General features: G+C 64.1%; 22 protein-coding genes and 1 tRNA gene. 18 read left to right on the forward strand and 5 right to left on the reverse strand.

Annotated elements, in window-relative coordinates; translation table 11 throughout:
• The first annotated feature begins 113 nt into the window (after positions 1–113).
• The 6 genes from AC07SZ_RS24285 to AC07SZ_RS24310 are packed head-to-tail and all read left to right on the forward strand — an operon-like array spanning position 114 to position 8,737.
• Positions 114–1,991 carry an extracellular solute-binding protein gene (locus AC07SZ_RS24285; RefSeq protein WP_494916194.1) on the forward strand — a complete coding sequence of 626 codons (1,878 nt, stop codon included), beginning with the start codon at positions 114–116 and terminating at the stop codon, positions 1,989–1,991.
• 14 nt (positions 1,992–2,005) lie between these two features.
• A complete protein-coding gene (locus tag AC07SZ_RS24290) occupies positions 2,006–3,874 on the forward strand; it encodes an extracellular solute-binding protein (protein ID WP_494916196.1) in 1,869 nt (622 codons plus the stop codon).
• Positions 3,875–3,904: 30 nt separating this feature from the next.
• Entirely contained in the window at positions 3,905–4,999 is a 1,095-nt protein-coding gene (locus AC07SZ_RS24295; RefSeq protein ID WP_056569814.1) for a microcin C ABC transporter permease YejB, read from the forward strand.
• The gene (locus AC07SZ_RS24300) at positions 4,999–6,144 is read left to right on the forward strand and encodes an ABC transporter permease (protein ID WP_199645479.1); all 1,146 of its coding nucleotides are present in this window, start codon (positions 4,999–5,001) and stop codon (positions 6,142–6,144) included. Before AC07SZ_RS24295 ends, AC07SZ_RS24300 begins: the two co-directional genes overlap by 1 nt.
• Positions 6,141–7,772 carry an ABC transporter ATP-binding protein gene (locus AC07SZ_RS24305; RefSeq protein WP_494916198.1) on the forward strand — a complete coding sequence of 544 codons (1,632 nt, stop codon included), beginning with the start codon at positions 6,141–6,143 and terminating at the stop codon, positions 7,770–7,772. Before AC07SZ_RS24300 ends, AC07SZ_RS24305 begins: the two co-directional genes overlap by 4 nt.
• 23 nt (positions 7,773–7,795) lie before the next feature.
• Positions 7,796–8,737 (forward strand): 2-hydroxyacid dehydrogenase, encoded by a 942-nt coding sequence (locus tag AC07SZ_RS24310; RefSeq protein WP_056569810.1) that lies wholly within the window; start codon positions 7,796–7,798, stop codon positions 8,735–8,737.
• A gap of 110 nt (positions 8,738–8,847) precedes the next feature.
• Here AC07SZ_RS24310 and AC07SZ_RS24315 read toward each other — a convergent pair whose 3' ends face one another.
• From AC07SZ_RS24315 to AC07SZ_RS24325, 3 genes are all read right to left on the reverse strand, one after another.
• A complete protein-coding gene (locus AC07SZ_RS24315) occupies positions 8,848–9,375 on the reverse strand; it encodes a P-loop NTPase family protein (protein ID WP_056570432.1) in 528 nt (175 codons plus the stop codon).
• 71 nt (positions 9,376–9,446) lie between these two features.
• The gene (locus tag AC07SZ_RS24320; protein WP_056569808.1) at positions 9,447–9,809 is read right to left on the reverse strand and encodes a hypothetical protein; all 363 of its coding nucleotides are present in this window, start codon (positions 9,807–9,809) and stop codon (positions 9,447–9,449) included.
• A 129-nt stretch (positions 9,810–9,938) separates the two neighbouring features.
• Positions 9,939–10,853, reverse strand: a complete 915-nt coding sequence (locus AC07SZ_RS24325) for a class I SAM-dependent methyltransferase (protein WP_494916201.1) — start codon at positions 10,851–10,853, stop codon at positions 9,939–9,941.
• A gap of 154 nt (positions 10,854–11,007) precedes the next feature.
• On the opposite strand from AC07SZ_RS24325, the gene AC07SZ_RS24330 reads away from it, so the two are divergent.
• Positions 11,008–12,015, forward strand: coding sequence for a ligase-associated DNA damage response exonuclease (locus tag AC07SZ_RS24330; protein ID WP_056569806.1), 1,008 nt, complete (start codon positions 11,008–11,010; stop codon positions 12,013–12,015).
• A gap of 4 nt (positions 12,016–12,019) precedes the next feature.
• A complete protein-coding gene (locus tag AC07SZ_RS24335) occupies positions 12,020–13,621 on the forward strand; it encodes a cisplatin damage response ATP-dependent DNA ligase (protein ID WP_494916203.1) in 1,602 nt (533 codons plus the stop codon).
• A gap of 11 nt (positions 13,622–13,632) precedes the next feature.
• Here the strand turns inward: AC07SZ_RS24335 and AC07SZ_RS24340 are convergent, their stop codons facing one another.
• Positions 13,633–14,775 carry a hypothetical protein gene (locus AC07SZ_RS24340; protein ID WP_494916205.1) on the reverse strand — a complete coding sequence of 381 codons (1,143 nt, stop codon included), beginning with the start codon at positions 14,773–14,775 and terminating at the stop codon, positions 13,633–13,635.
• A gap of 290 nt (positions 14,776–15,065) precedes the next feature.
• Here AC07SZ_RS24340 and AC07SZ_RS24345 point away from each other — a divergent pair.
• From AC07SZ_RS24345 to AC07SZ_RS24385, 9 genes are all read left to right on the forward strand, one after another.
• Positions 15,066–15,141: transfer RNA gene (locus AC07SZ_RS24345), tRNA-Thr, on the forward strand.
• Between the two features lie 148 nt (positions 15,142–15,289).
• Positions 15,290–15,478, forward strand: coding sequence for a YodC family protein (locus tag AC07SZ_RS24350; protein ID WP_056569801.1), 189 nt, complete (start codon positions 15,290–15,292; stop codon positions 15,476–15,478).
• 210 nt (positions 15,479–15,688) lie between these two features.
• A complete protein-coding gene (locus AC07SZ_RS24355; RefSeq protein ID WP_056569799.1) occupies positions 15,689–16,117 on the forward strand; it encodes an EF-hand domain-containing protein in 429 nt (142 codons plus the stop codon).
• 45 nt (positions 16,118–16,162) lie between these two features.
• A complete protein-coding gene (locus AC07SZ_RS24360) occupies positions 16,163–16,699 on the forward strand; it encodes an RNA polymerase sigma factor (protein ID WP_081294926.1) in 537 nt (178 codons plus the stop codon).
• 119 nt (positions 16,700–16,818) lie between these two features.
• Positions 16,819–17,265: a hypothetical protein gene (locus AC07SZ_RS24365; RefSeq protein WP_494916206.1), complete on the forward strand. Its 447-nt coding sequence runs from the start codon at positions 16,819–16,821 to the stop codon at positions 17,263–17,265.
• On the forward strand, positions 17,262–17,717 hold the full coding sequence (locus AC07SZ_RS24370; RefSeq protein ID WP_056569794.1) for a periplasmic heavy metal sensor: 456 nt from the start codon (positions 17,262–17,264) through the stop codon (positions 17,715–17,717). The genes AC07SZ_RS24365 and AC07SZ_RS24370 overlap by 4 nt, the downstream gene beginning before the upstream one ends.
• A gap of 109 nt (positions 17,718–17,826) precedes the next feature.
• Positions 17,827–18,105 (forward strand): GCG_CRPN prefix-to-repeats domain-containing protein, encoded by a 279-nt coding sequence (locus AC07SZ_RS24375; RefSeq protein WP_056569792.1) that lies wholly within the window; start codon positions 17,827–17,829, stop codon positions 18,103–18,105.
• A 114-nt stretch (positions 18,106–18,219) separates the two neighbouring features.
• Complete coding sequence (locus AC07SZ_RS24380) at positions 18,220–19,749, forward strand: DUF1800 domain-containing protein (RefSeq protein WP_172371003.1); 1,530 nt, start codon at positions 18,220–18,222, stop codon at positions 19,747–19,749.
• 46 nt (positions 19,750–19,795) lie between these two features.
• Positions 19,796–21,055: a DUF1501 domain-containing protein gene (locus tag AC07SZ_RS24385; RefSeq protein WP_494916207.1), complete on the forward strand. Its 1,260-nt coding sequence runs from the start codon at positions 19,796–19,798 to the stop codon at positions 21,053–21,055.
• 73 nt (positions 21,056–21,128) lie between these two features.
• Here AC07SZ_RS24385 and AC07SZ_RS24390 read toward each other — a convergent pair whose 3' ends face one another.
• Positions 21,129–21,392, reverse strand: coding sequence for a GCG_CRPN prefix-to-repeats domain-containing protein (locus AC07SZ_RS24390; RefSeq protein WP_494916208.1), 264 nt, complete (start codon positions 21,390–21,392; stop codon positions 21,129–21,131).
• 321 nt (positions 21,393–21,713) lie between these two features.
• Between AC07SZ_RS24390 and AC07SZ_RS24395 the strand changes: the two genes are divergently transcribed.
• On the forward strand, positions 21,714–22,160 hold the full coding sequence (locus AC07SZ_RS24395) for a pyridoxamine 5'-phosphate oxidase family protein (protein WP_056569783.1): 447 nt from the start codon (positions 21,714–21,716) through the stop codon (positions 22,158–22,160).
• Positions 22,161–22,213 lie beyond the last annotated feature (53 nt).

The following is a 22,213-nucleotide window of genomic DNA, read 5'->3' on the forward strand; positions in this document are numbered from 1 at the left end:
TGGGAAAATCCAGGGTGCGGCGACAAAGCCGGCGCATTGCGGTTTTCACCAGCGCCAAATCATCTAGGATCGCGTCCTGGATGATCTGGCACGCATCGCGAAGAGGATAGTGCATGACGGTTGGCCGAACGCTTCTCAAGTCGCTGCTGGCGGCGGCCCTGCTGGCGGCGGGGTTGCAGACGACCCTGGCCGACGAGTGGCGGACCACCTCATCGCTGATCGGCCAATCCAAATACGGCGACAATTTCCAGCATTACGACTACGTCAACCCGAACGCGCCGAAAGGCGGTACGCTGAATTCGGTGCTGCTTGGCACCTATGACAGTTTCAACCCCTATATCGTCCAGGGATCGCCGGCGGCGGGCCTGGTCGGGTTTGGCGGCGGCCTGCTCTACGACACGCTGATGGAGCAGGCGACGGACGAAGGCAGCACCAGCCACCCGCTGATCGCCGATGCCTATAAATATCCTGACGACTATTCCTCGGCCACGTACCGGCTTGACCCGCGCGCGAAGTGGCATGACGGCCAGCCGATCACCGTCGACGACGTGATCTGGTCGTTCCAGGTGCTGAAGGCCAACAGCCCGCAATACAACCGGTATTTCGAAAATGTCACCGACGCGGTGGCGATCTCCGATCGCGAGGTCGAGTTCCGTTTCAACCAGAAGGGCAATCGTGAACTGCCGAAGATTATCGGCGACCTCGTCGTTCTACCGAAGCATTGGTGGGAAGGCACCGACGCCAGTGGCAAGAAGCGCGACATCACCAAGGGAACGCTGGAACCGCCGCTGGGCTCGGCCGCATACAAGATCGCCAGCTTCAAGCCGGGCTCCGAAATCGTCTGGCAGCGCGTGCCGGACTATTGGGCGGCCAAGCTGCCGGTGAAGATCGGCCGCGAGAATTTCGACACGCGCCGATATACCTACATCCTCGACGACAATGCCGCCTGGCTGGCCTTCACCAAGGGCGGACTGGAAGACATCAACCGCGAATACAGCTCCCGCAAATGGGCGACGGCCTATAATTTCCCGGCGATCCAGGTCGGCGACGTCATCAAGAAGGACTTCCAGACCCAGTCGCCACAGCCGATGCAGGGCTTTGTCCTCAACCAGCGCAGGCCGCTGTTCCAGGACCGGCTGGTCCGCGAGGCACTGACCATACCGTTCGATTTCGAGAGCATGAACCGCACCTTGTTCTTCGACTTCAACACCCGCACATCGAGCTATTTCCAGGGCACCGAACTGGCATCCAGCGGGTTGCCACAGGGCAAAGAACTGGAAATCCTGGAAAAATACCGTGACAAGCTGCCGCCCGAACTCTTCACCCAGGAATTCAAGCTACCCGTCTACGATTCGCCGCAAGCGGAGCGAAAGTACCTGAAGCAGGCTGTCGATCTGTTCGCCAAGGCCGGATGGGTCATCAAGGGCGGCAAGATGGTCAACGCCAAGACAGGCACGCCATTCAAGTTCGAGATCCTCGGCTGGAACGACACCGACCAGGTAATCGCCAGCCCCTACATTGCCAATCTGCGCAAGATCGGCGTCGACGCCTCGCTGCGCATCATCGACCAGACGCAGTACATCAACCGCGTCAACAACTTCGATTTCGATGTCGTCACGGGCCTGTTCGGCCAGTCGGATTCGCCCGGCAATGAGCAGCGCGACTTCTGGAGTTCGAAGGCCGCCGACGCGCCTGGCTCGCGCAATCTGATGGGCATCAAGGATCCGACCGTCGATGCGCTGGTCGACAGCATCATCTTTGCCACGGATCGCGATGATCTGGTTGCCGCCACCCATGCGCTCGACCGGGTGCTGCTGTGGAACTTCTACGTCGTGCCGCAATATCACCGGTCGGCGGTCTGGCTAGCCTATTGGGACAAGTTCAAATTTCCCGACAAGCAGCCTGCCTATGTCGGTGTCGATATCGACTCCTGGTGGATCGACGTCGACAAGGAAAAGGCGCTGGCGGCCAAGTACAAGGGCGGCAATTGATGGGGCGGCAATCGATGACGGCCCTGCCCCGCCGTGATTTTCTCGCGCTTGGCGCGGCGGCGACCGCCGCCGCCCTGTTGCCCGCAAAAGCTTTCGCCGACATTGCGACCGGCACCAAGCTGCATGGCCTGTCCGCCTTTGGCGACCTCAAATACGGACCGGATTTCGCCCATTTCGACTATGTGAGTGTCGACGCACCAGCCGGTGGAATTTTCAATTTCTCGCCGCCGAACTGGGGCTATAACCAGGACACACAAACCTTCAACACGATGAACTCCTTCGCCGACAAGGGCGATGCGCCGCCGCGCATGGAGATGTGTTTCGACGGGCTGATGGTGCGCGCACTCGACGAGCCCGACGCCGTCTACGGCCAGATCGCCGACGGCGTGACACTGTCGGAAGACCGCAACTCCTTCACCTTCTCGCTTCGCCCCGAGGCGCGCTTCCACGACGGCACGCCGCTGACAGCCCAGGACGCCGCCTTCACCTTCAAGCTTTACAAGGACAAGGGCCATCCCGACCTGTCGTTGTCGCTGACGCACATGGTCGACGCCGTTGCTGTCGACGACCGCACGCTGCGGCTCACCTTCTCCGGCAAGCAATCGGCCCGCACCGTGCTCAACGTCGTGGAATTCCCCATCCTGTCGAAGGCCTTCTATACGGCCAACCCGTTCGACTCTTCGCAGTTGAACCCGCCGCTCGGCTCCGGTGCCTACAAGGTCGGCCGGTTCTCGGCCGGCGCATGGATCGAATATGATCGGGTCGCGGACTATTGGGGCCGTGATCTGCCGGTCAATCGCGGCCAGAACAATTTCGACCGTATCCGCATCGAATTCTACCAGAACCGCACCGCCGGCTTCGAAGCCTTCAAGAAGGGCGAAATCACCTACCGCGAGGAATTCACCTCGCGCGTCTGGGCGACCGCCTACGATTTCCCCGCGCTGACCGCCGGCAAGGTGGTCAAGCACGAATTCCCGGCCGAGAAGCGGCCGACGATGCAGGGGACAGCGGTCAACCAGCGGCGCGAACAGTTTCGCGACGCTCGCGTGCGCCAGGCGATCGCGCTCTGCTTCGATTTCGAATGGACGCGGCGCAACTTCTTCTACGGCTCCTACGAGCGCTCGCAATCCTGCTTCGAGAAATCGGATTTTCGCGCCGAAGGTGTGCCACCGACACAAGAGCTGGCGCTGCTCGAGCCGCTGCGAAGCCAGGTGCCGGCTGAGGTCTTCGGCCAGGCCGTGGCCCAGCCGGCATCCGACGGTTCCGGCCGCGACCGCAAGCTGCTTGGCCAGGCGGCAAAGCTTCTGGCCGCAGCCGGCTGGAAACGGTCGGGCGATTTCGTCGTCAACGGCAGGGGCGGCCGGCTTTCGGCCGAATTCATGGTCGACGACGACACTTTCGTACAGGTCTATTCGCCCTGGGTCGCCAACATGAAGGCGATCGGCATCGATGCCACGATCCGGCTGGTGGATTCGGCACAATACCAGGCCAGGCAGGCGACCTTCGATTTCGATCTGCTGTCAGCGGCTTTCTCGTTCAGCGCGACACCGACGCGCGACGATCTCGAAGGCTTCTTCCATTCCAGGACGGCCAACCTCTCCGGGTCGCGCAACCTGCCGGGCACCTCAGACCCCGCGATCGATGCGCTGATCGCCACGGTGGGCGCGGCAAAAGACCGTGAAAGCCTGACGGTCGCGATGCGAGCGCTCGACCGGGTCTTGCGCGCGCGGTGCGATTGGATTCCTAGTTGGTTCCTGGCGAATCACCGAAGCGCCTATTGGGACATGTTCGGCTTTCCCGAGCAAAAGCCCGATTTCGGCTTTCCGGTCGAGACGCTGTGGTGGTTCGATAAGGGCAAGGCGGCAAAAATTGGCAAAGGCTGAGATATCGGTCCGCAGAGGGCAGGAAGCCTGATGGGCGCCTATATACTGCGCCGCATCCTTTTGATGATCCCGACCCTGTTCGGCATCATGGCGATCTCCTTCGCGGTCATCCAGTTCGCGCCGGGCGGCCCGGTCGAGCAGGTCATCGCCAAGCTGACCAATCAGGGCGGCAGCGACCGCCTCGGCGGTGGCGGCGGCGATGCGGGCGGCTCCAACTTCGACGCCGCCGGCGACGTCAGCTCGAAATATCGCGGCGCGCAGGGACTCGATCCGGAATTCATCAAGAAGCTGGAGAAGCAGTTCGGCTTCGACAAGCCGCCGCTAGAACGCTTCGGCATGATGCTGTGGAACTATGCCCGGTTCGATTTCGGCAACAGCTACTTCCGCGACATCTCGGTGCTCGACCTGATCCTGGAAAAGATGCCGGTGTCGATCTCGATCGGGCTTTGGATCACGTTGCTGTCCTATCTGATTTCCATACCACTCGGCATCCGCAAGGCGGTGAAGGATGGCTCGCCTTTCGACGTCTGGACCAGCGGCGTCGTCATCGTCGGCTATGCCATTCCCGGCTTCCTGTTCGGCATCATGCTGATGGTGCTGTTTGCCGGCGGCTCGTTCTGGGACTGGTTCCCGTTGCGCGGCATCGTCTCGGACAACTGGGACCAGTTGTCGTGGCCGGCCAAGATCGCCGACTATATCTGGCACATGACCTTGCCGCTGACGGCGCTGGTTCTGTCGGCTTTCGCCACCACCACGCTGCTGACCAAGAACTCGTTCCTGGAGGAGATCCGCAAGCAGTATGTTGTGACGGCACGCGCCAAGGGCCTGTCGGAGCGGCAAGTGCTCTACGGCCACGTCTTCCGCAACGCCATGCTGATCGTCATCGCCGGCTTCCCCGGCGCCTTCATCTCGGCCTTCTTCACCGGTTCGCTGCTGATCGAGAACATCTTCTCGCTCGATGGCCTGGGCCTGCTCGGCTTCCGGTCGGTGGTCGAGCGCGACTATCCCGTGGTGTTCGCCAATCTCTACATCTTCTCGCTTCTCGGCCTGTTCGTCGGATTGTTGTCCGACCTCATGTACACCTGGGTCGATCCGCGCATCGATTTCGAGCGGAGAGACATCTGATGTCGGAGGCAAGCGTGACCGCCGGAGTGGTGCCGGAGCGGATGCCACGGCCATTCCTGTCGCCGCTCAACAAGCGCCGTCTGCAGAATTTCAAGGCCAACCGGCGCGGTTACTGGTCGTTGTGGATTTTCCTCGTCCTGTTCGTGCTGTCGCTGTTTGCCGAATTCATCGCCAACGACAAGCCGATCATCGCTTCCTACAAGGGCGAGATCCTGTTTCCGGTGCTGGTGGCCTACCCCGAGGAAAAGTTCGGCGGCTTCTATGCCGTCACCGATTATCGCGACCCGGTGATCCAGGACGAGATCAACGCCAATGGCTGGATGATCTGGCCGCCGATCCGCTATTCCTACCAGACAGTCAACAACGCCATTCCGGAGGCCGCGCCCGCCAAGCCGTCCTGGCAGTATGACGCCGCGAAGCGCTGCAACCAGTACCCGCAAGGGGCTGCCGACCCGGCCTGCATCGTCGGCAACTGGAACTGGCTCGGCACGGACGACCAGGCGCGCGACGTCCTGGCGCGGGTCATCTACGGCTTCCGCATCTCGGTGCTGTTCGGGCTGATCCTGACCGCCGGATCGGCGCTGATCGGCGTCGGCGCCGGTGCCTTGCAGGGCTATTTCGGCGGCTGGACGGACCTGCTGTTCCAGCGCTTCATCGAAATCTGGTCGGCGATCCCGGTGCTCTATCTCTTGCTGATCGTTGCCGCCATCCTGCCGCCGGGCTTCTTCATCCTGCTCGGCCTGATGCTGTTGTTCTCCTGGGTGGCGCTGGTCGGCGTGGTGCGGGCCGAGTTCCTGCGCGCCCGCAACTTCGAATATGTCAACGCCGCCCGCGCCCTCGGCGTGCCCAACCGCACCATCATGTTCCGGCATTTGTTGCCCAACGCCATGGTGGCGACATTGACGTTCCTGCCCTTCCTGCTCTCAGGCTCGATCTCGACGCTGACCTCGCTCGACTATCTCGGCTTCGGCCTGCCGCCCGGCTCCGCCTCGCTGGGCGAGTTGCTGAAGCAGGCGCAGCGCAACCTCAATGCGCCGTGGCTCGGCATTTCCGGCTTCGTCGTCATCTCGCTGATGCTGTCGCTGCTCGTCTTTGTCGGCGAGGCAACGCGCGACGCCTTCGATCCGCGCAAGACGTTCAAATGAGCGAATCTCCCCTGCTCAGCGTACAGGACCTCAGCGTCGCCTTCAGCCAGGGCGGCGGCCAGTCTGTCGCCGTCGACCACATCTCCTTCGACATCGCGAAGGGCGAGACAGTGGCGCTGGTCGGGGAATCCGGCTCCGGCAAGTCGGTCTCGGCGCTGTCCGTGCTGAAGCTCCTGCCCTATCCCAGCGCCAGCCATCCCTCTGGAAAGATCCTGTTCCTGGGCGCCGACCTGCTGGCGATGAGCGAGAAGCAGTTGCGCCAGGTGCGCGGCAACAAGATCACCATGATCTTCCAGGAGCCGATGACCTCGCTCAATCCGCTGCACACGATCGAGCAGCAGATCGTCGAGATCCTGAAGCTGCATCAGGGCATGGCCGATCGCCCCGCCAAGGCACGCACGCTGGCTTTGCTCAACGAGGTCGGCATCCGCGACCCGCAGAAGCGCCTCGACGCCTATCCGCACCAGTTGTCCGGCGGCCAGCGCCAGCGCGTGATGATCGCCATGGCGCTGGCCAACGAACCGGAACTGCTGATCGCCGACGAGCCGACGACGGCGCTCGACGTCACCGTGCAGGCGCAGATCCTCGAACTGCTCGCCGGCCTGAAAAGCCGCAAGGGCATGTCGATGCTGTTCATCACCCACGATCTGGGCATCGTGCGCAAGATCGCCGACCGGGTCTGTGTGATGACCAAGGGCAAGATCGTCGAGACCGGTCCGACCAAGGAGATCTTCGCCAACCCGCAGCACCCCTATACGCGCCACCTTCTGGCGGCCGAGCCGAAAGGCAAGCCACCGGCGGCCAACGCCGACGCCAAGCCGGTAATGACCGGCAAGGACATCAAGGTCTGGTTCCCGATCAAGCAAGGCTTCTTCCGCCGCACGGTCGACCATGTGAAGGCGGTCGACGGCATCGATGTCACCGTGCGCGCCGGCCAGACGCTGGGCGTGGTCGGCGAATCCGGTTCGGGCAAGACCACGCTCGGCCTGGCACTGGCGCGGATGATCTCATCGACCGGGACCATCCAGTTCAACGGGCGCGACATCAACCAGCTCACCTTCAATGCCATGCGGCCGCTCAGGCGCGAGTTGCAGATCGTCTTCCAGGATCCGTTCGGTTCGCTCAGCCCGCGCATGTCGATCGCCGAGATCATCGAGGAAGGGCTCAAGATCCACGAGCCGAAGCTGTCGCCCGATGAACGCGACGACAAGGTTGCCGACGTGCTGAAGGAGGTCGGCCTCGATCCGGCGACCCGCAACCGCTATCCGCACGAATTCTCCGGCGGACAGCGACAGCGTGTCGCCATCGCGCGCGCCATGGTGCTCAACCCGCGCTTCGTCATGCTGGACGAGCCGACATCGGCGCTCGACATGAGCGTACAGGCGCAGGTCGTCGACCTCTTGCGCAATCTGCAGGCCAAGCACGACCTCGCCTATCTCTTCATCAGCCACGACCTCAAGGTCATCCGGGCGCTTGCCAACGATGTCATCGTCATGCGCAATGGCCGGATCGTCGAAGCAGGCCCTTCCCAGCAGATTTTTGAAAATCCGCAAACCGACTATACTCGGGCGCTGATTTCGGCGGCCTTCAAGATAGAGACGGCGCCGGTCGGCATCGTCAGTCAGTGATTAGAGGGACTAAACGAACAACGATGGAAAAAGGCCGCATCCTGCTCGCCGTCACCGGCTTTCACCCGCAGCGCTGGCGCGAGCTGTTGTCGGCCGAGCGCGAGGTGGTTCTGGAGCCGGACGGTGCCAAGGATCCATCGATCACCTATGCGGTGGTGTGGAAGCAGAAGCCGAACCTTTTGTCGTCGCTGCCCAATCTGCGCGCCATCTTCTCGATAGGTGCCGGCGTCGACCATATTTTCGCCGATCCGGGCCTGCCCGATGTGCCGATCGTCAAGGTCGTCGCCGACAACCTCACGCAGTACATGACGGAATATGTCGTCTGGCGGGTGCTCGATCACCATCGCCACGGCCTGCTCTACCGGTCGCAGCAGCCAAAGAAGATCTGGCACGAGCCGCAGCAGCGGCCGGCCGGCGACATTTCCGTTGGCATTATGGGGCTCGGCAATCTCGGCCGCGCCGCGGCCTCGGTGCTCCTTTCGCTCGGCTTCGCCGTCAATGGCTGGTCGCGCAACGACCGGCCGATGCAAGGGGTCGCGACCTATTCCGGCGAGGCCGGCCTGATCCCGTTCCTAAAGGCAACCGACATACTCGTCGTGCTCCTGCCGCTGACGCCGGACACGCAGGGCATCATCAATTATGGCGTGCTGAAGGAACTGCGCAAGCGCAACGGCCTTGGCGGCTCGGTGCTGATCAACGCCGGACGCGGCCGCCTGCAAAAGGACGCCGACATCGTGCGGGCGCTGGACGACGGCACGTTGAAGGAGGCGAGCCTCGACGTGTTCGAGGTCGAGCCGCTGCCCAAGACCAGCCCGTTATGGAGCCATCCGAAGGTGTTCGTGACGCCGCACGCCGCGGCGACCTCCGATCCGATGCACCTGGCGCCGATCATGCTGCGCCAGATGGATGCCTTCGAGCGCGGCGAGAAGCTCGACAATCTGGTAGATCGCAAAGCGGGGTATTAGAGCAATTCCAGGAAAAGTGTGAGCGTTTTTCCGTCCGGAATTGCGTCAAAACAAGGAGTTAGAGTGGTTCGCCGTTTCCGTGAAACGGTGAAGTGCTCTAGCCAGGATTCTTATCTGGCCAGATCCCACTGCCTGAAGCATTGCTTGATTGCTCTCACGGAGGATAGCCGCAGCTTTGGCAGGTCGAGCCGATCGAACATCGCCTGGTATCTCCGGCGGTTTTTCGGCGTGGTCACGGCAATATGGTGGATCATGTCCCATTTGACGCTGTCGCGCCCGCCTTGCAGGCCACCGCGCCTGCTCTTCTCAAACCAGCTTCGCCTGAAATAGCGCAGCAGACTTGCCGGCGTGGAGACATCCAGCAGGATCAGTCCCGTCGCTCGGCGTAAGCGTTGCGGCATGCAGATCGAATAATTTCCGTCCATCACCCAGCGCTCGCCGGCGATCGCGGCGTCATGCAAGACAATGAACTCGCTCTCGGGACGCGGTTCCCAGTCGGTGTTGGGCAGATGATGAAGCAGATCGAGGTGGACGGGCTCCAGGCCACGTTTGCGGGCAATCGCGTCGGCCAAGGTCGACTTGCCGCTGTTGGACGGCCCCAAAATGCAGATGCGATCTCCGAGGTCAGACAGTTTCATCCGATAGTACCCCTGCGCCAGCGCAACATGCTGCCGGCGATAAATCTCGCCCAAATGCCTGTCTCGTATCGTCAGCCCGGCAGAGCGAACTTCTTCTTCTGATTGTCCGGCTTGCCGCAGTCGCGGCGGTCGATGGACCGGTTCATGGCGTCGATCTCGCCAGTCGCCTTGTCGCTGTCGCGCTGGGCCTTGGAGCGCATGTCGGGCGTGAACGGACCGAAACCCATCGCGGGATTGGAGAAGGTCGGCTTCACGGTCGTCGCAAGATTGTATTGCTGTGCCAACCCATTGCGCTGCGCCAGCAACTGATCGCACGGCACGGTGTCGTATTGCAGGGAGGATTCTATGTTGGCGTCCTGCCGCTCGGACATCGAATTGCCGACGCAGCCGGCCATTGCTAGGCAAGAGGCCAAGACCGTCATGTTCCTGCGCATCCGATATGCTCCTCCTGATATCCCGCCCCTGACGCGACCAGATCGCAAATATCAGTCGCGCACGCAAATCGGACTTTTTCGCAGCAGCGCGGAGCGGTGTCGGGATTCACCGCAATGATCATGCACACTTCAAGTGGCGTGAGCCTTCAGGGCCAAGACGGCCAAGCCTTTGACGGGCTCGCGGCGATCCTGACGGATGGTCGTTGGCTCCAGCGCCAGGATCGAAAGCCCGTTGGCCTCGAGTGTCTGCCTGACATAGCTGTCGGAATGAGCGTAGCGCCGCGAGGGCCGCAGCGCGAAGTCGCCGCTTGCAAGGCTCTCGACAGAGAAAGCGAACAGGCCGCCGCCGGCGAGCACACCAGCGACCCTCCCGATCAGGCCTTCGAGCGCGCCGACATAGATCAGGACGTCGGCCGATGTCACCAGATCGGGGTTTTCGCCCGAGTGGGAGAAGCAATGCAGATCAGCCTTTGTCAGCGTGTCGTAGATGCCTTTCGTCCGCGCCTTCTTGAGCATCCTGGCCGAGATGTCGATCCCCTCCAGCCGGTCAACGATCGGCCTCAGCCTCTCGCCCATCAGCCCGGTGCCGCAGCCCAAGTCGAGCGCCAGACGAAAGCGTCCCGACCTTGCCTTGCGAATCATCTGCTCGAGGACTTCGGGCAACCGATAATCGAGCTTGCCGACCAGCATCTCTTCGAATGTCTCGGCGTAATGGTCGAACAGCGTTTCGACAAAGGCGCTGGGCGGCGCGCTGGAAACCGGGCCTTTGCCGATCAGCTGCAATTTGAGGGCCGCGCCTTGGCGATCGGCTGGATCCAGGTTCAGCGCCATCACCCAGGCCTGCGCCGCCAGGTCGAGCCTGCCTGATGCCTCCTGCATCTCGCCAAGGCGAAACCAGCCCATTGCCCATTGCGGCGCCAATTCCAATGCGCCGAGCAGGAGCTCGGCCGCCGCCACGTGATCGCCGGAGGCAAAGAGCATCTCGGCATAGTCGGCACGGCGATCAGCGTTCAAATCGCCCGATGAGGTCTGCAACGGCTTCATGATAGCGGGTTCCGCCGGCGGAGGCGGCCGGGCCGCCATCTCTGTAATGCAAAGGATGCGGAAGCTGAACCAAATTGAGCGTTCTTTGCCAGGAGAGTCAGCAGTCTCCGATGACAGGCTTCCCGCGGCGGAATTATATCCTATCTTGCAGACCATGCGCGCCAGCGACCTGCTTCATCCCCGGCCAGAAGGCCTTTACTGCCCGCCGGGCGATTTCTTCATCGATCCGGTGCGGCCGGTGGACCGCGCGCTGATCACCCACGGTCATTCCGACCATGCGCGTTCCGGCCACCGCTCGGTGCTGGCAACGCAGCAGACGCTCGACATCATGGGGCTGCGCTATGGCGAGGGCTTCGCCGGCACGATGCAACCGGCACGGCTGGGCGAGACGATCGTCCTCAACGGCGTCAGCGTCAGCTTCCATCCGGCCGGCCATGTGCTGGGCTCGGCGCAGATATCGGTCGAACATCCGGGCATGCGTATCGTCGCCTCCGGCGACTACAAACGGCGAAAGGATGCGACCTGCGTGCCGTTCGAGCCAATCCGCTGCGACGTGTTCATCACCGAGGCGACCTTCGGCCTGCCGGTGTTTCGTCACCCGCCCGACACGGAAGAGATCGCCCGCCTGCTGAAATCGGCGGCGCAGTTTCCCGAACGCTCGCATCTGGTCGGCGCCTATGCGCTGGGCAAAGCGCAGCGGGTGATGCGGCTGTTGCGCGACGCCGGATACGACAGGCCGCTCTACATCCATGGCGCGCTGGCCAAGCTCAGCGAGTACTATCAAAGCCAAGGCATCGACCTGGGGATACTCGAGCCGGCGACGGTGGAAGGCGGCAAAGGGGATTTCGCCGGCGCCATCGTGGTTGGCCCGCCATCGGCCTTCGCCGACCGCTGGGCGCGGCGTTTCCCCGATCCGATCTCCTGCTTCGCGTCCGGCTGGATGCGCATCCGCCAGCGCGCCAAGCAGGGCGGTGTCGAACTGCCGCTGATCATCTCGGACCATGCCGACTGGGACGAGCTCACCGCCACCATCAAGGAGACCGGCGCCGAGGAAATCTGGGTCACGCATGGCCGTGAGGAAGCACTGGTGCGCTGGTGCGAACTCGAAGGCATTGCCGCCCGACCATTGCATCTTGTGGGCTATGAGGACGAAGGCGATTGATGGCATGAACCGCTTCGCCGAACTCCTCGACCGCCTGGTGCTGACTCCATCGCGCAACGGCAAGCTGACGCTGCTGGTCGACTACTTCCGCAGTGTCGAGGACCCGGATCGCGGCCTGGCGCTGGCCGCCATCACAGGCGATCTCAACATCGCCGCGGTCAAGCCGGCGATGCTGCGCACCCTTGTCACCGAACGCATGGACCCGGTGCTGTTCGGCTATTCCTACGACTATGTCGGCGATCTGGCCGAGACGGTGTCGCTGGTCTGGCCGCAAACGCCGGGACATATCCCGAACCGTGAACCGACGCTCGGCGAGGTCGTGGCCAGGTTGCAGGCGGCAAGCCGCTCCGACGGACCGAAGGTGTTGGCTGGGCTGCTCGACAGCGCCGGTATTTCGGCGCGCTTCGCCATCATCAAGCTGGTCACCGGCGGCCTGCGCATCGGGGTGTCGGCGCGGCTCGCAAAGCAGGCACTGGCGGATTTCGGCGAGGTCGACGTCGCCGAGATCGAGGAACTCTGGCACGGGCTGTCGCCGCCCTATACGGCGCTGTTCGCGTGGCTGGAAGGCAAGGCTGAAAAACCCCGCAACACGGCGATGGCGCTGTTCAGGCCGGTGATGCTGTCGAACCCGGTCGGCGACGGCGATCTGGAAAAACTCGATCCGGCGGATTATGCGGCCGAATGGAAATGGGACGGCATCCGCGTCCAGGCAGTGGCGGAAGGCGGCATTCGCCGGCTCTATTCGCGCACCGGCGACGATGTCGCCGGCGCCTTTCCCGACCTTGCCGACGCAATGGATTTTTCCGCGACGCTGGATGGCGAGTTGCTGGTTGGCGATCCCCGACAGGCGACGGGGACGTTCTCGGATTTGCAGCAAAGGCTGAACCGCAAGACGGTGACGCCGAAGATGCAGCAGCAATATCCGGCCTTCATGCGCTGCTACGATCTGCTGCAGATCGGCGCCGAGGATTTGCGCGGGCTATCCTTCCGCGAGCGGCGCGAGCGCCTCGAAGCCTTCGTCAAGACGCTCGACCCCAGCCGTTTCGACCTGTCGCCCTTCGTCGACTTCGCGGATTGGCAGGCGTTGGAGGAGATGCGCCGCGCGCCGCCGCACCCGATCATCGAAGGCGTAATGCTGAAACGCTGGGATTCGCCCTATGTCGCCGGGCGGCCCAAAGGCCCGTGGTTCAAATGGAAGCGCGATCCGCACACAGTGGATGCCGTGCTGATGTATGCCCAGCGCGGCCATGGCAAGCGCTCGAGCTTCTACTCCGACTACACGTTCGGCGTCTGGTCCGGACCCGAGGGCGAGGAGGAACTGGTGCCGGTCGGCAAGGCCTATTTCGGCTTCACCGACGAGGAGCTGAAGCAGATCGACAAATATGTCAGGGACAATACGATCGAGCGCTTCGGCCCGGTGCGCTCGGTGCGGGCGGACCGCGACAATGGCCTGGTGCTGGAAGTCGCCTTCGAGGGACTCAACCGTTCGACCCGGCATAAATCCGGCGTCGCCATGCGCTTCCCCCGCATTTCACGGCTGCGCTGGGACAAGCCGGCCAACGAGGCCGACCGCATCGAGACGCTGCAGGCGCTGCTCGATCGCTGAGTTCCAGCCGCCTAAGGCTCGATCGAGACGCGGATCTCGTAGATGTTGACCGCCTTGCCTTGCTTGTCGAAGTCGGAATTGACGGCGATGGTTCCGGCCGAGCCTGGACGCTTGTTGGGGAACTGCACGTCGAACAGATATTCGTTGCGCTGCTGGCCGACCGCGTAGCGCTTGCGGCCACAGTCGCCGAGTTCGCCGAAATTGCAGTCGACGGAGATTTGCGTGTCCTTGCCGTCCTCGGCGCGGGCGATGATATCGAACACGGCATGCTTGCCGGCGAGCTTTTCCAGCACGCCTTGCCCGACATCGAAGGCAATCGCCGAACCGGAGGCGCCGGACCGGATGCGCAGGAACGGACCGGTGTCGTCCTTCATCACCTCGGCCTTGGCGTCCGAAGGGGCGGCGACATGCGTCGGATCGGCCGGCGAGAACACATTGATCCAGTCGCGCGACTGGTCCGCGGCACCGGGCTTTGCCGGCGCGTTGGCGCCGTCGGCCGGCGTGAAATCGTCGTCCTCCACGGTCGGCGGCGCCTCCGGCGGTGCCGTATCGAGTTGCGCCGCGGTCTTGAACACGCCGGTCTGCATGGCGAAAAACAGGCCGATGCCGATCGCCGCAAGCAGGGTCACGGTGAAGAAGATGGCGGTCAGCGGCAGGCGACGTCCGCGAATGCGGCGCTCGTCGCGATCGGGCGCCACTTCGGCCGCGGCTCCCGAAGCGGCAGGAGAGGACATGCCGATGGCAGGCGCGCCGGGCAGCGTAGCGTCCGGCATGATGTCGGGAACGACCGGCAGCACGCGTGAGCGCGGCGCGTCGGATGCGGGCTGCGCGGGGCCGTCGACGGCGACCGCGGGCGGCGCCGTGTCGCCGATCTCGATCGCGGGCGCGGCGGCGGCCGCGGGCCCGGCCGCCGGGGCATCGACCTGCGGACCAACATCCGGCACCGCCGGCAGGAACTCGGATTCGATTTCAGCGATCTTCGCCTGGATCGCCTTGCGGCGCTTGATGGCGACTTCCACGGTCACGCCGGGATTGGCCTGGAGCGCACGATCTAGCGCGGCAAAGGCCGACCGGTAGACCCTCTCGCGAAACGCCCGGTCCTCGGCATTGCCCTTTTCCAAGGCGTTCCGGATCGCTTTTTCGATGGCGTCCAAGCGAGATCCCTCTGCAAATTGCACCAATCTTCCCTGATGGTTAGCCGTAGGCGACCAATCAATCAACGGGCGTGCGCGTGCATTCTGCCTCGACGGGCCGTCGAAAGTCCATCTTGGCGATGTTCCGGCAAATAAAATCGGACTATCCCGGCGATTCTTCGCAGGCAGCGACACTCCAACCCTGGTTTTGACCGTGTTGGGCGCTCGTGCATGATTTGCCAAGTCGCATCTTGAATTCGCGGCCGGTTGAGTCTATCACCCAGCCCATCTTGGAGGCCTTGGCCTCCCGGGCCGCTTTAGCTCAGTTGGTAGAGCACATCATTCGTAATGATGGGGTCGCGTGTTCGAGTCACGCAAGCGGCACCAGTTTCCCCCCGGTTGTCGTCCCATATGCCGCAAATGGCACATGCACCACTGTCTGCGATATGGATCGCGACGCCAGCGATCCATATCCGCCATTGTCGCGACTCAGCTTTGGTGGGAAACTCGCGGGCCTCAGCATGGGAGGTCCAAAATGCCTAACACTTTCAAGACCGGAGACGTCGTCAAGCTGAAGTCGGGAGGGCCGAGGATGACGGTCAGCGATGGGGCCGCTTCCGGCATGTATCTCTGCCACTGGTTCAACAAGGAAGGTGACGTTTGGACGCCGCAGCATGCGGGTTTCAAACCCGACCAGTTGGTCGCCGCCGATCAACCGGCGTAGTCCCTGCCCCGCCAGGAGTGGTGGCCGGCCCGGCGTGAATTCAGGCGGCGCGGAATTGCGTCACGGCGGTCGCTCTGTGGAGTGATGCCGATTCGGCATCGCAATCGAAGGTACAGGCGACCGACGGATTTTCCCGATCTCGGCGTTTAACGGTTGAAGCGTGACCACGGCATGGGCCGTGGCCGACGCGCCAACCGGAGACGCCGAAGCATGATACGCCGTTCGATCCTTGCCGCTGCCTTGAGCCTGCTGACCGTCGCGGCTCTCGCCCAGACAGCGACACAGCCCCCAGCCGCCACGCCGCCAGCCGCTGCCCCCGCGGCGTCAAATGCCAAGTCCGAACTCACGCTGGCCAAGTTCCAGAAGCGGCGGGAGAAGGCGGTCATGGCCGCCGACACCGACGGTGACGGCAAGATCAGCCTCTTGGAATGGGAAGCCTTTCAAGCCAAGCGCAACGTCAAGGGAGACGCCGCCAAATCCTTCGAGCGTATCGATTCCAATCATGACGGCTTCGTCGATCGCGCCGAGCTCGATGCGTTCTTCGCCAAGCGTTTTGCCAGGCTGGACAAGAATGGCGACGGCGTTCTGACGGCCGATGAAATGCCAGGCCACAAATCCGCTCCCAAGCCGGAGCAATGACCAAGAGGCCATGACGGGTGATGGATATCGGGAGTGCGCGAGCCGATGAGCGCCGATCCGGACGAGGAGCTGGTTCGTCGGGTCGGTGCTGGCGATCCCGCGGCGGTGCAGACGCTCGTCGCACGCAAATTGCCGCGCATCCTTTCACTTGCCGTGCGCATGCTGGGCGACGCGGCGGAGGCCGAGGACGTCGCGCAGGAAACCTTCGTGCGCATCTGGCGTCATGCCTCCAGCTGGCGACGCGGCAATGCACGCTTCGACAGCTGGATCCACCGGGTGACGCTCAACCTTTGCTACGACCGGTTGCGCCGGCGCCGCGAGCTGGTGACCGACAATTTGCCGGAAATGGCCGACCCTGCCCCGCTTCCCGACGCCCGCGAAGAGCCACATCGGGTAGAGCAAGCCTTGCAGGCCATCGCGCCGCGCCAGCGCGAGGCCATCATCCTGGTCTACTATCAGGAGATGTCCAACATAGAGGCGGCCGCGACGTTGGAGATCAGCGTCGACGCCCTGGAGAGCCTGCTCTCACGCGGCCGTCGGTCCTTGCAGATGATTCTGGCCAGGGACGGCGTCCATGACTGAGAAAGGTGCGATCATGGACGCCGGACATTCATCGCGCCTTGCGGGCGCCCGGTGGGGACCGGTCGGCCTCGTTTCCAACCCGCGTGGGCACGCGGCACCAAGGGGCAAGGGGAAAACACATGGCTGAAGACATCGAGGACGGCCCGGCAATGGATGCCAAGCGCTTCGCGGCGCTCGCGGAAGCCTATGGCGGCGATCTGCGGCGCTGGCCGAAAGCGGAGCATGAGGCAGCCACCATCTTTGCTTCAACCGAGGCGGGCCAGGCCATTTCGCGGCATGCCGGCACGCTTGACGCCCGGCTTGACAGCTATAACGTCCCGCACCCCGGCAAGACACTGCACGACACCATCCTGCGGACCGCCGGCCGGCACATCGTCCGGCGCCGGCGTCAGCGGTTCTGGTGGCTCGGGCTGGGGTTGGCCGGCATTGGGGTCGCCGGCGCCATCGCCGGACTGGCCCTGGTGACCGTCGTTACGCCCGAGGTTCAGCCCGACCGCTATGTGCTCGACGCCAACGCGACGGCTTTCGGCGATGCCGGGCCCGACACGATCGAGGAAGACCTATGAGCACCGGGCGTAACCTCCTCATTGCGTCGGTGGTGGTGAATGTCTTCCTGGCCGGTGCGCTTGCCGGCGGAGCCGTCTGGATAAGAAGCGGCAAGCCGGCCCAGGGCTATTCGCTGGAAGCGGCCGGGGGCCGGCTGCCCGACCAGCAGCGCACGCTGTTTCGCAAGGCGCTGCGCGAGGTCCGCCAAGAGTCGCGCGAAATCATTCGCGATGGCCAGCAGGCGAGGCGCGAGGCGGCCGACCTGCTGCGGCAGCCTGTCCTCGACACGGCGGCCCTGTCGGCCGCCCTGGAGCGGGCCCGCAATGCCGACGTCACCGTGCGCACGCGGCTGGAGCAGCGCATCGTCGAGTTCGCGGCAGCAGCGTCCACCGAGGATCGCAACATGCTGGCGGAGGGCCTCGCGAGACGCGGCGGGACGCAGCCATCCGCCACGCCCAAAAAATCGCCCTGACGACCGACGGAAAATGTCGATGGCGCCCGTTTAACGAGATGAAGGGCAGGATCTGCCGGGCAACCTGGCGCCGACAGGTTTCAACCTCGGACAACTTCGGAGTTTGGTCATGAACCATCTGTCAAAATACGCGATCACCGCCGCTCTCGCGGTGACCGGAACGGCTGCGACGGTTGCGGCGTCCTCGGCAATGCCGCTGGCGCCGCTTGCCGCCCCGGCGGTGGTCGAGCAAGTCGCCTGGGGTTGCGGCCCCGGCTGGCATCCCAATCCCTGGGGGCGCTGCGTCCCCAATCGCGTGGTGGTCTATCCCCGCTATTACTACTGGCACGGCCCGGCCTACTACGCCTGGCATCCGCACCGCCACTGGCACCGCTGGCATCGCTGGTAAGGGCCGTGGGGCCGCCCACCGCGCCGGCCCCATGATCCCGTCTAAGCAGGCACGAACCGGCTCGAACGGGCTTCAGGCGCTGCTCGCCGGAAGCCCCAGCAATGGAGAGTTGACTTGGCTATCCCGGCCTCCAATTCCCCGCCAGACCCGACCCTCGTCGCTTTCAACCGCTTCGGGCTCGGGGCAAGGCTCGGCGACCGCGACAGGATTGCCGGCGACCCGCGCGGCTATCTGAAGGCGGAACTGCGGCAACCCGACATCGCCCTGATCCCGCTTGCCGATCCGGCCTATGGGGGCCTGCTGGGCAGCACACCGGCTATCCAGGCCAGCATGGCGGCAAATGTCCAGCGCAAGCTCGACCGCGAACGCATGGCCGCGGCACAGCCGGCGATGGCAACGGCGAGCATCCAGAACATGCCTGCCCAAGCCGCGCCGATCCAGCTCACGCCGGTCCAGAGCACACCGGTCCGGGTTGCGCCCGTCCAACCCACGCCGTCGCCCGCCGCGCCGCCAAAGCCAGCGGTTCCGCCGGTCGAGGCCACGCTGTTCCGCGCGGAAGCCCAGGCGCGCTTCGACAAGGCTCTGCGGGCCGATGCCGGCTTTGTCGAACGTCTGGTCTATTTCTGGTCGAACCATTTCTGCGTTTCCGTGGCCAAGGACAACGTCGTGCGGGCGAGCGCCGGTGCCTTCGAACGGGAAGCGATCCGCCCTTTCGTGCTCGGCCGTTTCGCCGACATGCTGATGGCCGTGGAGCGGCATCCCGCGATGCTGTTCTATCTCGACAACCAGCAGTCGATCGGCCCGGATTCGCGCGCCGGCAAGAACCGCCAGCGCGGCCTCAACGAGAACCTCGCCCGCGAGATCATGGAACTGCATACGCTCGGCGTCGGCAGCGGCTATACCCAAGCCGATGTCACCAGCTTCGCGCGCATCCTGACCGGCTGGACGATGGCCGGGCGTGAAGGTCGGCTGGGTGAACCCGGCAGTTCCGTCTTCAACGCCAATGCGCATGAGCCGGGTGACGCGGTGCTGCTCGGCAAGACCTATCCGGCCGGGGGCATGGCCCAGGCCGAGGCTGCGCTCAACGACATAGCCAGCCATCCGGCGACGGCGCGGCACATCGCCACCGAGCTTGCCCGCCATTTCATATCCGACGATCCGCCGCCGGCCGCGGTGGCGCGGCTGGCCAAGGTTTTCGCCAAGAGCGACGGCAATCTCAGGGCACTGGCCTCGACCCTTATCGATATGCCGGAGGCCTGGTCGACGCCATTGGCCAAGATGCGCTCGCCGTTCGACTACATCGCCGCCATCCGGCGGGCGGTCGGCCCGGGTGCGGCGAGCGATCCCGGCCAATCGCTCGGCTGGCTTAACGCGCTGGGCGAGCCGCTCTGGCAGCCACCGGGACCGAACGGCTTTTCCGACCAGGCGGACAGTTGGGCGTCGGCGGAAGGCATGAAGATCCGCCTCGACATCGCCTGGCAGGCGGCCCGTCAGGTCAAGGACATAGGCAATCCCAACGACATACTCGACGCCGTGATCGGGCCTTCCGCCTCGCCGGAGACGCGGCAGGCGATCGCCCGCGCCGAGTCCAGGCAGCAAGGCCTGGCGCTGCTGCTGATGGCGCCCGAATTCCAGAGACGATAGCTCGAGCGATAGGTCCGGCGCCGACAACTCCCATGGAGATGAAGTCATGAGCCTGCTGTGTGAAACCCCTCATCCCTCCCGCCGTGCCGTGCTGATGACCGGCGGCGCGCTGTTTGCCTGGGCCTATCTGCCCCGCTTCGCCCGCGCCGCCGACAATCGCGACCCACGGCTGATCGTCATCGTCCTGCGCGGCGCGCTCGACGGCCTGTCGGCGGTCGGCCCGGTCGGCGATCCCGACTATGCCGGCCTGCATGGCGACATCGCTTTGTCGCTCACCGGCCCGCACGCGGCCCTGCCTCTCGATGGCTTCTTCGCCGTCAATCCGGCGATGCCGGTGTTCGCGCGGCTGTTCAAGGCAAGCCAGGCGGCGGTGGTGCATGCGGCCGCGACCGGCTATCGCGAACGCTCGCACTTCGACGGGCAGGATGTGCTGGAAAGCGGTTTTGCCGGACCCGGCCACGTCGCCACCGGATGGCTCAACCGGGCGCTGGAAAACCTGCCGGCGGGCGATCGCGTGGCCGCGCTTGGTGGTCTCGCCGTCGGCCCCTCGACGCCGCTGGTGATCCGCGGTGCTGCTCCCGTGCTCGGCTGGGCGCCGCAATCCCTGCCGGAGCCGGCCGGCGACCTCGCGGCGCGGGTTCTCGATCTCTACCAGCATCGCGATCCGGTTCTGGCGGTGGCGCTGCAAAAAGGACTAGATGCCGACCGCATGGCGCTGGACGACCAGATGGGCGGCAATGCGATGAAATCGAAGGGCGGGGCGATGAAGCCGAAAGGCGGCCTCGACAGCGCCGCCGGGATGCGGCAGGCCGCGCAAGGCGCCGCCAAGCTGATCGCCGCCGATGACGGTCCGCGTGTTGCCGCACTGGCCTTTGACGGCTGGGACACACATGTCAACGAAGGTGGCGCGACAGGCCGGCTCGCCACGCTGCTCGGCGGCCTCGACGGCGCCTTCGAGGAGTTCGAGAAGGGTCTTGGCGAACGCTGGAAGGACACGGCGATCGTCGCCATCACCGAGTTCGGGCGCACGGCACAGATCAACGGCACGGTCGGCACCGATCACGGCACCGGCACGGTGGTGCTGCTCGCCGGCGGCGCGATCAAGGGCGGCCGGGTCATCGCCGACTGGCCGGGCTTGAAGCCGGCTCAGCTTTACCAACAGCGTGATCTGGCCCCGACCAGCGATGTCAGGGCAGTGCTGAAGGGGTTGCTCGCCGACCAGTTCGGCCTTTCCGCGGCCGTGCTCGGTGACAAGGTGTTTCCGGAGTCCACGCAAGTGAAGCCGATGCGGGATCTCGTCGCCTGATGGCCCGAACGAAAAACACCCGCGCCGTTTCCGGAGCGGGTGTTCCGATCGCCCGTCTGGATCGCTCGAGGGATCACCAGCCCCAATAGCCGGGGTGCCAACGGTGGTGGGCCCAGAAGCCAGGATGCCAATGGCGCGCCGGCCGGATCATCATGCGGCGGTTCGGCACGCAATTGCCCCAACGGTTCATGTGCCAGCCGGGACCGCAGCGCCAGCCGACGGTCTCGATCGGCAAAGGGGCACTTGGCCTGGCCATCGGCATGGCCTGCGAGCCGGCGCCGGACAGCATCAAAGTGCCGGCCGCCAGTGCAAAGGGCAGCAAGTATTTTGTGAACATGCGTTGTCTCCGTGGTTTCGTCCCTAACCACCGTGAAACGCGGCGCACGGCCCAAACCCGTCGAAACGGGATGGATCACATCTTCGTCAGATCAGCACAGCGTTCCGGGCTCGGCACACAATGCCTCGCGATTCATACCGGCTGCGCCCGCCGAAGTTTCGATCGGCGGCGGCGCGGCTTCGTACTGACAGGACAGACCTCGACCTTTGCCGCACGGCAGATTGATCCAGATCAATGAGCGGTCCCGCGCTTGGGTTGATGGAGGCCAATTAACAGAAGTGCTCGGGCTGAAGGCCGGGTTAAGACCAGGAGATCATACCGATGATGATCCGCACGCTCTCTACCTTGGAATGCACGAAATTGCTGGCGGCCAACCGCACGGGCCATCTGGCATGCGCCAAGGACGCACAACCCTACGTCGTGTGCTTCAACTACGCCTATGCCGACAGTCACCTCTATGCATTCTCCCTGCCGGGTAAGAAGATCGACTGGATGCGGGCCAATCCCCTGGTGTGCGCCCAGGTGGAAGAACACACAAATAGGCGCGGATGGAGAAGCGTGATTGTCGACGGCCGCTATGAGGAACTGACGGATCGGATCGGCCACAAGGTTCAACGGGACCATGCATGGTCTGTGTTGAGCAAGCACGCGGACTGGTGGGAGCCTGGCGCGCTCAAGCCTGTCACGCCTCCCGTATCAGACAGCTTGCCGCACGTCTTTTTCCGGATCCTTGTCGAAAAGGTTTCTGGTCGGGAAGCAAGCGAATAGGCGCCCGGCGCCGCCTCGCGCTGGCGGCGGATCCGGCTGATGGCGGCGTCGGC

This window comes from Mesorhizobium sp. GW821-FHT07A06, from assembly GCF_059419085.1.